The 9,088-nt window shown below is 70.2% G+C and carries 8 protein-coding genes and 1 pseudogene; 2 read left to right on the top strand and 7 right to left on the bottom strand.

Going from position 1 to position 9,088, the window contains the following annotated elements; genetic code table 11:
• Positions 1-148 (top strand): HNH endonuclease (locus tag QM638_RS00240; protein ID WP_415139924.1); only part of this gene is annotated, 148 nt, incomplete at its 5' end.
• A 327-nt stretch (positions 149-475) separates the two neighbouring features.
• On the top strand, positions 476-913 hold the full coding sequence (locus tag QM638_RS00245) for a cytidine deaminase (protein WP_415139917.1): 438 nt from the start codon (positions 476-478) through the stop codon (positions 911-913).
• A gap of 103 nt (positions 914-1,016) precedes the next feature.
• Here QM638_RS00245 and QM638_RS00250 read toward each other — a convergent pair whose 3' ends face one another.
• The 7 genes and pseudogenes from QM638_RS00250 to QM638_RS00280 all read right to left on the bottom strand — a co-directional run.
• On the bottom strand, positions 1,017-1,496 hold the full coding sequence (locus QM638_RS00250; protein WP_415139918.1) for a hypothetical protein: 480 nt from the start codon (positions 1,494-1,496) through the stop codon (positions 1,017-1,019).
• A 268-nt stretch (positions 1,497-1,764) separates the two neighbouring features.
• A complete protein-coding gene (locus tag QM638_RS00255; RefSeq protein ID WP_415139919.1) occupies positions 1,765-2,628 on the bottom strand; it encodes a hypothetical protein in 864 nt (287 codons plus the stop codon).
• Position 2,629: 1 nt separating this feature from the next.
• Positions 2,630-5,698 carry a bifunctional [glutamine synthetase] adenylyltransferase/[glutamine synthetase]-adenylyl-L-tyrosine phosphorylase gene (locus QM638_RS00260; RefSeq protein ID WP_415139920.1) on the bottom strand — a complete coding sequence of 1,023 codons (3,069 nt, stop codon included), beginning with the start codon at positions 5,696-5,698 and terminating at the stop codon, positions 2,630-2,632.
• Positions 5,699-5,701: 3 nt separating this feature from the next.
• Positions 5,702-6,502, bottom strand: a complete 801-nt coding sequence (locus tag QM638_RS00265) for a type 1 glutamine amidotransferase (RefSeq protein ID WP_415139921.1) — start codon at positions 6,500-6,502, stop codon at positions 5,702-5,704.
• A 41-nt stretch (positions 6,503-6,543) separates the two neighbouring features.
• Positions 6,544-7,881, bottom strand: coding sequence for a glutamine synthetase family protein (locus QM638_RS00270; protein ID WP_415139922.1), 1,338 nt, complete (start codon positions 7,879-7,881; stop codon positions 6,544-6,546).
• A gap of 24 nt (positions 7,882-7,905) precedes the next feature.
• On the bottom strand, positions 7,906-8,640 hold the full coding sequence (locus tag QM638_RS00275; RefSeq protein ID WP_415139923.1) for a hypothetical protein: 735 nt from the start codon (positions 8,638-8,640) through the stop codon (positions 7,906-7,908).
• Positions 8,637-9,088, bottom strand: a pseudogene (locus QM638_RS00280) (hypothetical protein); the annotation flags it as partial. The gene QM638_RS00275 and the pseudogene QM638_RS00280, both read right to left, overlap by 4 nt.

Raw genomic sequence — 9,088 nt, forward strand, 5'->3', positions numbered from 1 at the left:
CCACCTCCAACCCTGGACCCACGGCGGAGCCACCGACCTGACCAACGGCATCAGCCTGTGCGGACACCACCACCGCCGCACCCACGACCCGGACTACACCACCACCCGCCTCCCCAACGGCACCCTCAAATTCCACCGACGAACATAAGCCGACGATCTGGGCTCAGCGCTCGCCACTCGACCAACGGGCAAGGAATCCACCTCGGTCCACGCATGAGACACCGCGGGACGACCCGCGGGTTGACGTCGGCGAGTGGATCGGGCGACATGCGCGGGCTCAAGACCTCACCAGCCGACCGATCAGCTCCGCCGTCTCCCCCGGGTCGAGGTCGAGCGCGCCGTCGCCGATCACCAGCTCGGTACGCACTCGGCCGGGCTCCTCGCTCGGCTCCCAGGGGCGGCAGAAGGCGACGCCGTGCTCCTCGATGGCGGCACCCTACGGACACCCCGGCGGCCTCGCCGTAGCCTGCTGACCATGGACCAGGACCTGCTCGATGCGACGGTCCGGGCGTGCCGAGAGCTCATCGCCCGGCGGTACCCGGACGACGACCACCACGGCGCGGCCGCGATGCTGTTGGCCGACGGCACGATCCTGACCGGGACCGCCCCGACCGCGATCAACCCGGCGGTCGAGGTCTGCCACGAGATCGAGCCGTACTGCGGCGCCCACCGACTCGATCAGCCGATCCTCGCCTCGGTCTGCCTGCACCGTGAGCCGGGTGGCCGCCTCCTCGTGCTGGCACCGTGTGGCGTCTGTCGTGAACGACTCGCGGTGCATGGTCCCGGAGTGCTGGTGGCGGTCGCCCACCGGGCGGATCCGACGGTGATCGTCTGGAAGCGTCTCAACGAGGTCCTCCCGGACTACTGGATGATCGCCTTCCCGGACGAGGTCGACCCCGCCTGGCGGTCCTGACGCGACGCAGCCGACCGGGCCGAACACGTCCGCAGCGGCGGGGCAGCCGACGCCGCCCGCTCGCATTGCTCCGGGCGGCGTTCCCGACCTGAATACCGTCGCCTCACGTGGCACTCGGGCTGGGTGAAGCGCTTGAGCTCTCCGAACTCCTGGGAAGGGCCGGGGCGGTGACCGCTGACAGCTCCACCTCGAGAAGTCGATCCACCGACACCTCGCCGTCGCCCAGTACCTGATAGAGGACTCCGTCAACGACCACCATGACCATCCCCAGCGGCGAGGGGCCGGGCGGTATGACCAAGGCCGAGTGCCCGTCGACGTCCTCGATGCGGCCCTCGCCATAGCTCGACAGCATGTCCTTCCATTTACTGTCGACGTCGACGTCACCCCAACCGTCTTCGAACGACACCGTGATGATTCCGGACTGGACATAGAGTGGTGAAGCGTCGGTCGAGGGCTCATTACCGGTGGAGAAGGTCAAGAAAGGTGTATTCCCTCCCGGACAGTTCCAGGCGCCGGTGAAGTTGTCCTTCGAGGCAGCCGCGACATCAGGCATGTGCACGGGCACATCGGCCAGATCGACCACCTCCTGCAGGGTTCGTCTTACCGACCCGCCAGCACATGGCTCTCCGGGCTCGACCGTCAATTGAATTCCGTCGGAACCTTGCCGCGCGTCGGTCCTGGACCGTGCGCCACTCGATTCATCGAAGACTCCCGCCGCACGCAGCGAGAAGACGAGACAAGCAGCTCCTGCGGCTCCGACCCCTAGCGCGAATAGCGGGGACCGACGCCTCCCAACTGATACGTCCTTCTTCTTCATCGCTTACCCCTTCGCGGTTCCCAGCGACTTGTTACTAGTTATCGACTATCACAGTGTTCGCATCTGGAGTACTGACGTCGTAGTCTGGATCAGTATCGTATCTTCCCACCGCATTGTCCCACGATGTCCAGCCGTTGGAATCGTGATACTCAGCTAGATTGTTAAATCGAGTATACCCATCATCTGCTGCCGCTCCTCGCTCGGTCGCGACCCAGTTGTAGCCCTTGGAGAAGTTCATGTCGACACCGCTCGACTGCAATTCATTCCCGTTGAAATAGGATCCCCAGTAGGTGTTACCATTCGTATCTGAAACTCGGAAAGCGTCGTATTGCTTGGATGTGGGATGGCGATCCGAGAAGACGCCACAACTTACAAGACTCCCGTCCGAGTTGATGGCCCAGAAGAACAGAGTTGGCTCTGTGTAGAAGTGGTTTCGATACGGACTGCAGTTGCTGTAACCAATGAGATATCCAAACTCAAAAGACCCCGTAAGATTACTGGACCTTACGTAGACCGAGGATATTCTCTGACACGCAGCTCCTGCTGCAACCCAGACTTGGCTTCGAGTACCGCGGCTGTCATCACTGTAGGTTTGATTGGGCTGCTCTACCCCTACGTTCTGGCCATAGTCACCGTCATTGACGCAAGCAACGCCTTGTTCGGCACTCGCACTGGAAAGTGCACAGAACGGAATCAGTACACCTAGAGCCAAGAAGAACCCAATAGTTGCCAATCCGGCCGCAGAAACCGCTGGCCGAAATAACTGCACCTCACAATGATCACCGTTCATAGACTTGAACTGTTTCGCCGCCAAGCAACCTAGACCATAGTCCAAACGGGCCATTTTCGCGTAGTCCACATCCCGGTGCGACAGGCTGCTCTCGACGAGCACGAACACGCTACTCCCAGAAGACCCGGTCGACCACCCCATGGGCGAGCCGGGTGGCACGCAGGTAGTCGTTGACCATCTCGTCGGTGGCACCGGCCGGGTAGCCCAGGATCGAGGCGACCGCGTGCTTCTCCACCGGGCCGTCGGGCAGTGAGTCGGCCGGCCGGCCGCGGGCCAGGGTGACGGCGTTGCGGACCCGGCTGACCAGGCGCCAGGCCTCGATCAGCACCTCCGCGTCCGGGTCGCTGACCAATCCCGCCTCCCGGGCAGCGCTCAGCGCGTCGAGGGTGCGCGGGGTGCGCAGTCCGGGCACCCGGTGGGCATGGCGCAACTGCAGCAGCTGGACCGTCCACTCGATGTCGGCCAGCCCCCCGCGGCCGAGCTTGAGATGGGTCGTCGGATCCGCCCCGCGCGGCAGCCGCTCGGCGTCGACGCGACCCTTGATCCGCCGGATCTCCCGGACGTCGTCGTCGCTGAGTCCACCGGCCGGGTAGCGCAGCGGGTCGATCAGCTCGGTGAACTCCTGGCGCAGCGACTCGTCCCCGACCACGGCGTCGGCCCGCAACAGCGCCTGCGCCTCCCACACGTGCGACCACTTGGCGTAATAGGCCCGGTAGGCGTCGAGGGTGCGCACCATCGGACCCGAGCGTCCCTCGGGTCTCAGGTCGGCATCCAGCTCGAGGGCCGGGTCGGCACCGGGCAGGGCCAGCAGCCGCCGCAGCTCTCCGACCACCGCCTGGGCGAACGACCCCGCCACCTGCGCCTCGACCCCGGGCTGCGGCTGGTGCACGAAGAGCACGTCGGCGTCGCTGGCATAGGACAGCTCGAAGCCGCCGTACCTGCCCATCGCGACGATCGCCATCCGGGTGGGTGCCCTCTCCAGCCCGCGCGCCACCACCTGGTCGGCGATGACCGCCCGCAGCGAGGCCCCCAGCGTGGCGTCGGTGATCCGGGAGAGTCCGGCCCCGACCGCCTCGATGTCGGCGGCGCCGAGCAGCTCGGCGGCCGAGAGCCGGAACAGCTCGCGTCGCCGTACCGCCCGAACGGCCCGTACGGCGAGCTCGGCACGCCCGCCGGCCTCGGCCCGGCGAACGGCGCCGGCGAGCATCTCCTCGGTCAGCGCGTCGGCGCCGGGCGGCTCGAGCGAGTCGCCGAGGATCCGCAGCGCCTCCGGCTCCCGCTCCAGCAGCACGGTGGTGTACCGCGAGGTGGAGAGCACCCGGGCCAGCCGCTCGGCGATCTCACCCTCGTCGCGCAACGCCCGCAGATACCACGGGGACTCCCCCAGCGCCTCGCTGATCCGCCGGAACCCGAACAGGCCCGCATCCGGGTCGGCGCCCTCGGCGAACCACTCGAGCATCACCGGCAACAGGGTGCGCTGCACCTTGGCCCGCCGGGTGACGCCGGCGGTCAGCGCCTCGAGATGCCGCAGTGCCGCCTTCGGGTCGCCGTATCCGAGGGCGGTCAGCCGCTCCTCGGCCGCCTCCGGGGAGAGCCTGGCCTCGCCCGAGGGCAGCTTGGCGACCGCGCTCAGCAGCGGACGATAGAAGAGCTTCTCGTGCAGCCGCCGCACCTCCAACCGCTGGTGGGCCCACTCCCTGGCCAGCGCCTCGGTCGGCTCGCGCAGGAACCCCAGTGAGCGGCCCAGCCGGCGCAGCGACGCCTCGTCCCGCGGGACGACGTGGGTGCGACGCATCCGGTAGAGCTGGATGCGGTGCTCCATGGTGCGCAGGAACGCATAGGCCCGGTGCAGCGCCTCGCCGTCCTCGCGGCCGACGTAGCCCCGCGCGGTCAGCTCGTGCAGCGCGGAGAGCGTCGTCGGCGCGCGGAGCGCCGAGTCGGTGCGGCCGTGCACCAGCTGCAGCAGCTGGACGGCGAACTCGACGTCGCGCAGGCCGCCGGCCCCCAGCTTGAGCTCGCGGTCGGCATCCTTGACCGGGATGTGCGCGATCACCCGGCGGCGCATCGCCTGGGTGTCGGCGACGAAGCCGTCGCGTTCGGCGGCGGACCAGATCAGCGGCTGCAGCATCTCCACATAGGCCCGGCCGAGCTCGAGGTCACCGGCGGCGGGCCGGGCCTTGAGCAGGGCCTGGAACTCCCAGGTGCTGGCCCAGCGCTCGTAGTAGGCCAGGTGCCCCGACAGCGTGCGCGAGAGCTGGCCGGCCTTGCCCTCCGGCCGCAGCGCGGCGTCGACCTGCCACACGGCGCCCTCGCCGGTGTGGACCGAGCAGATCTGCATCAGATGGCCGGCCAGGCTGGTCGCGGTCCGCAGCGCGGTCTCGTCGGAGACCTCCGCCTGCGCCGCGTCATCGTCCTGGGCTGCCTCGCCCTGCGCCGATCCGGCCGATGCCTCGGCGGCCGCCTCGTGCACGAAGATCACGTCGACGTCGGAGACGTAGTTCAACTCGTGGCCACCGCACTTGCCCATCGCCACCACCGCGAACCGGATCCGGGCAGCGGCCGGCCCGACCCGGGCGCGGGCGATGGCGAGCGCGGCGTCCAGGGTGCCGACGGCCAGGTCGGAGAGCTCCGCGGCCGCATCGGCCAGCGCGAGATCGTGCGCCAGGTCGCGCGCCACCAGCCGGAGCAGCAGCCGGCGGTACTCCACCCGCAGCGCGTCGACCGCCTCGGCGTCCGGCAGCGTCGCGATCGGCGCCGGCTCGAGCGGATCCGCTCCCACCACGCGCAGCAGCGCGGCGCGCATCGACGCCGCCGAGGGCCGGGTCGACCCGAGCACCGGATCGCGCAGCTCGAGCCAGTGCTCCGGATGCCTGACCAGATGGTCGCCGAGCGCGACCGAGGCACCGAGCACGGACAGCACCCGCATCGCGGTGCCCTCGTCGTCGACCAGGGCGGCCAGCAGTCCGCCGGAGGTGTCCGGCCGTGGATCGGCCTCCGCCAGGGCGTCGACCACCGCGAGCAGACCGGACAGGGCCAGGTCCGGGTCGGCGGTGCGGCCCAGGAGGGCCAGCAGCGGATCCGCGGCCGCACCCAGCCGCTCGAGCCGCGGCATCGCCGCGTCCGGGTCGTTGAAGCCGAGCCGCAGGAGCGTGCCCTTCCCGGTGACCTGTCGTGCCATGGCTCAGCGCTCTCCGGGACCCGGTACGCCGGTCGACTCGGCCGCGGCTCGGCGACCCCTGACCAGGGCGGCGAACGCCTCGGCCAACCGGCGCCAGGTGGCCGACAGCTCCGCCGCGGCCTCGACCACCGGCGCCACCACCCGCTCCTCGTCGGTGTCCCCGTCGCCGGTGCCCTCCTCGCCGGCCCGGCCCGCGAGCGCCGCCCGGTGCGAGGCCGCCCAGCCGCGCACCACCTCGGCGTCCGCCTCGGGATGGAACTGCACCCCCCACACCGTCGGCGCGTGCCGGGCGGCCTGGACCTGCCCGTCCAGGGTGCTCGCCAGCCGCAGCCCGCCGGGGGGCAGCTCGGTGACCACGTCCTCGTTCCAGTGCACGGCCCGGTCCTCGCCGGCGATGTCGCGCACCAGCGGGTCGAAGATGATCTCCGGCTCCCAGTCCACCTGGCGCAACCCGATGGTCGGACCGAACGGGTTGGCGGCGACCGCGCCGCCCAGCGCCTGCGCGGCGAGCTGGTGGCCCAGGCAGATGCCGAGGGTCGGCACCCGCAGCCGGGCCGCCTGGGCGATCAGATCGCGCACCGCCGGCAACCAGGGGCTGGCCTCGTCGTCGAGGGCGGAGACCGCTCCGCCGAGAACCAGCAGGCCGTCGTACGACCCGGCTCGGAGGTCCGGGCCGGCAAGGCCGTCGGCGCGGTCGGCGCGCCGTATCTCGAGGCGCACCCCGGCCTGCGCCAGCCAGTCGCCGAACAGCGCCACCGGACAGCTCGGCTGGTGCTGGACGACCAGGACCCGCGGGTGGCTCATCTGCGAGGGCGACCCGGACCGTCCTGGCTCGCCGGCCGGCATCACAGCACCGGAAGCATCCGGTTGCGCTCGAACGCGGAGACCTGTCCGCGGTAGTCGGACCATTCCTGGCGCTTGTTGCGCAAGAAGAAGTCGAAGACGTGCTCGCCCAGGGTCTCGGCGAGCAGTTCGGAGTCCTCGGCGATGTCGATGGCCTTGTCCAGGCTGGTCGGCAGCGAGTCGATGCCGAGGTTCCGGCGCTCGCGGTCGGTCAGGCTCCACACGTTGTCCTCGGCCTCCCGAGGCAGCTCGTAGCCCTCCTCGACGCCCTTCATCCCGGCGGCGAGGACCACCGCGTAGGCCAGGTAGGGGTTGCACGCCGAGTCGATGCTGCGGACCTCGATCCGGGTCGACTGGCCCTTGAGCGGCTTGTACATCGGCACCCGCACCATCGCCGAGCGGTTGTTGTGCCCCCAGCAGATGTACGGCGGCGCCTCGCTGCCGCCGAGGATCCGCTTGTAGGAGTTGACCCACTGGTTGGTCACCACGGTGATCTCCGCGGCGTGCCGCAACAACCCGGCGATGAACTGCCGGCCGGTCTTGGACAGCTGGTACTCCGCGCCGGACTCGTAGAACGCGTTGGCGTCACCCTCGAACAGGCTCAGGTGGGTGTGCATCCCCGAGCCGGGGTACTCGGTGAACGGCTTCGGCATGAAGCTGGCCCAGATGCCCTGCCCGAGCGCGACCTCCCGGATGACGGTGCGGAACGTCATGATGTTGTCGGCGGTGGACAGCGCGTCGGCGTAGCGCAGGTCGATCTCCTGCTGGCCGGGGCCGTTCTCGTGGTGGCTGAACTCCACCGAGATGCCCATCGCCTCCAGCATGGTGATCGCCTCGCGCCGGAAGTCCGCGCCCATCGACTGCGCGGTGTGGTCGAAGTAGCCCGAGCTGTCCACCGGCACCGGCGGGACGTCGGGGGTCGGCGAGTCCTTGAAGAGGTAGAACTCGATCTCCGGGTGGGTGTAGAAGGTGAAGCCCTTCTCCGCCGCCCGGGACAGGGTGCGCTTGAGCACGTGCCGCGGGTCGGCGTACGACGGAGAGCCGTCGGGCATCACGATGTCGCAGAACATCCGCGCGGTCTTGGGGCCCTGGTCACGCCAGGGCAACAGCTGGAAGGTGGTCGGGTCGGGCAGGGCGAGCATGTCGGACTCGGTGACGCGGGCGAAGCCCTCGATCGCGCTGCCGTCGAAGCCGATGCCCTCGGCGAAGGCGCCCTCCAGCTCGGCCGGCGCCACCGCCACCGACTTCAGATAGCCGAGCACATCGGTGAACCAGAGCCGGACGAACCGGACGTCACGCTCCTCGAGTGCCCGCAGCACGAAGTCCTCTTGCTTGCTCATGGCGTCACCCTATCCACGCCTCGCTCACCGGTGGACGAGGAGTGCCAGGGTCGCCAGACTCACCGACCAGGACAGGAAACTGCCGAGCAGGAAGTACTCGGTGACCTCGTCGATGGTCGGCCCCTCGGTGGCGGTGCGGAAGGACTGCAGCTCGGGCCAGCGCAGCAACCCCTTGGCGGCGATCACCAGGCTCGCCGCGGTCAGCTGGCCGGCCAGGCCGAGACCCACCAGCACCAGCCGCTCCATCGGGCCGAGCAGTCGCCCGCCCTTGAGCCGGACGCTGGCGTCGTGGCTGGGCCGGGCCGGGTTGATGGTGCCGGTCACCGCCAACACCAGCCGGACCACGACGTTGCCGGTGCTGAGCTGGACCAGCAGTGCGCCGAAGACCAGCAGGGCCCGGTCGGGGTCGACACCCGACCACCAGGGCGAGGCGTCCAGCCAGTCCCCGACCGGGCCGCCGCCCTCCCCCGCCAGCGGCGCGAGCAGCAGCGCGGCGGCCAGCGCGAGCACGAGCAACGCCAGCGGCCACTGCGGCCGCCCCCTGCCGAACCCCTGCCGCACCAGCACCCCCCAGCCGATCACGATCGCCGCGATGACCAGCAGCGCGACCACGTCGCCGGCAGCGGTCAGGCCGGCCAGCAGGCCGAGCGCCACCGTGAGCACCGCGGCCACCGTCTCCGGCAGCAGTCGCACCGGCCGCAGCGAGTGGCCCAGATCGGCGAGGCCGAGGCCGGCCAGCAGCAGCGCCAGCCAGCTCATCGCACCGGACCGCTCTCATCGACACCGGCCTGGTCGACCCCGGCCTGGTCGACCCCGGCCTCGTCGACCCCGGCCTGGTCAACCCCGGCCTCGTCGACCCCGGCCTCGTCGACCCCGGCCTCGTCGACTACCGGCCCGATCCCCGCCAGCAGCTCGCCGGCGCGGAGCACGCCGCGCAGCCCGTCCCGCCGCACCCGCTGGGAGACCGCGGAGGCGCTCACCGCCAGGTCGGCGGCGATCCGGGTCTGGCTCATGCCGCCGAGCATGCCAGCCAGCACCGACAGCGACAGCGGTCCCAGGCCGCCGAGCAGCTCGTCGCGAGCGATGAGCGCGGCGTTGACCGCCGCCTCGAGCCCGGGCTGGTGCGCCGGCGGCGCCTCGACGTACGCCGTCCGGAGATGGCGCGAGCCGGCCCGCGCCTGCGCCGTCTCGACCGCCTCGATCGCCG

Origin of the sequence: Nocardioides sp. (assembly GCF_047606145.1) — a bacterium.
Lineage (GTDB): Bacteria > Actinomycetota > Actinomycetes > Propionibacteriales > Nocardioidaceae > Nocardioides.